General features: G+C 72.3%; 1 protein-coding gene and 1 pseudogene. Both read right to left on the bottom strand.

The features are described from left to right. Positions 1-137: 137 nt before the first annotated feature. Positions 138-1,121 (bottom strand): AAA family ATPase, encoded by a 984-nt coding sequence (locus NON22_RS24265; RefSeq protein ID WP_257389553.1) that lies wholly within the window; start codon positions 1,119-1,121, stop codon positions 138-140. Next, positions 1,118-1,454 (bottom strand): annotated as a pseudogene (locus tag NON22_RS24260) (hypothetical protein); the annotation flags it as partial. The gene NON22_RS24265 and the pseudogene NON22_RS24260, both read right to left, overlap by 4 nt.

The following is a 1,454-nucleotide window of genomic DNA, read 5'->3' as shown; positions in this document are numbered from 1 at the left end:
CAACGCGTCGGACAGCGCCAGCAGCGCGAGCAGCCCGCCGGCGACCAGCGGCAGCGCCGGCGGCGCGAGGCCGATCGCGCTCAGCAGGCCGCAGAGCGCGCAGGCGACCAGCGCGGCGACCAGGGCCGGCGCGGCTCTCATCGGCGCGGTGCTTCCACTTTGGTCAGCAGGGCTTCGAGCACGTCGTCGATGCGGCGGCCTTCGATCTGCATCTCGGGCGCGAGGCTCACGCGATGGCGCAGCGCCGGCTTGGCCACGCGGCGGATGTCGTCGGGCGTCACGAAGTCGCGGCCTTCGAGCACGGCCTGGGCGCGCGCCGCGCGCACGATCGCGAGGCTGCCGCGCGGACCGGAGCCCATGCTCAGGCCCGGCCATTCGCGCGTCGCGCGCGTGATGCGCACGGCGTAGTCGAGCACGACCGGATCGATCGCGACGAGCGCGGTGCCGAGCTGCATCGCGACGATGTCCTCGGGCTTGGCCACCGGCCGCACGCGCGACAGGTCGAAGTCGCTCGCGCTGCGGCCGTGGCTGACCGCGCTGACCATGCGCACCTCGTCCTCGTGCGCGGGATAGTTCATGAGGATCTTGACCAGGAAGCGGTCGAGCTGCGCCTCGGGCAGCGGGTAGGTGCCTTCCTGCTCGATCGGGTTCTGCGTCGCGACGGTCAGGAACGGCGGCGACAGCGGGAAGCTGCGCGACTCGATCGTGACCTGCTGCTCCTGCATGACTTCGAGCAGCGCGGCCTGGGTCTTGGCCGGCGCGCGGTTGATTTCGTCGGCCAGCAGCAGGTTCGTGAACACCGGGCCGCGGCGGATCTTGAAGCTCTCGGTCTTCGGATCGTAGAACGCGTGGCCGCTGACGTCGCTCGGCATCAGGTCCGGCGTGAACTGCACGCGCGCGAAGCTGCATTCGAGCGCGGTCGCGAGCGCGCGCACGAGCAAGGTCTTGCCGAGTCCGGGCACGCCTTCGAGCAGCACGTGGCCGCCGGCGAGCAGCGCGATCAGCAGCTGGTCGAGCACTTCGCCCTGGCCGACGAAGGCCTGGGCGATCTGCCGGCGTATCGCGTCGGTGCGTTCGACCAGGTGGGTGCCGGTGATGGCCATGCGGACGTCGGTGTTCATATCTGGGCTCGCAGTTGCATGAGGGTTCGGATGGCGGCGAGGAACTGTTCGGGCCGGGCCAGATCCTGCGGCTGCAGCGCCTGGCGTATGCGCGCGGCCGGAATGCCGGGCAGGCGCTCGGCGAGGGTCTGCACCAGCGGTTCGAGCGCGAGCGCCGCGGTGACCGGATCGCGCCGGCGCAGACGCTGGCGGAATGCGCGCAGCACGGCCGCATGCAGCGCCGCGCCGCGGCCGCGCGCGAAGGCGAACTCGCCGGCGGCCTGCACGTGGGCGAGCACCGCGCGCTGGTGGCGCGGCGCGAGCGGCTGCAGCGGTCCGAAGCGCTGGCTCTGC

Origin of the sequence: Tahibacter caeni (genome assembly GCF_024609805.1) — a bacterium.
In the GTDB taxonomy this organism is placed as follows: domain Bacteria; phylum Pseudomonadota; class Gammaproteobacteria; order Xanthomonadales; family Rhodanobacteraceae; genus Tahibacter; species Tahibacter caeni.
This window is presented reverse-complemented; position numbering and strand designations above follow the sequence as displayed.

What these genes read in the sequence shown, in the direction of transcription:
- NON22_RS24265 (WP_257389553.1), bottom strand. Translation starts at nt 1,121, where the DNA reads ATGAACACCGACGTCCGCATGGCCATCACCGGCACCCACCTGGTCGAA.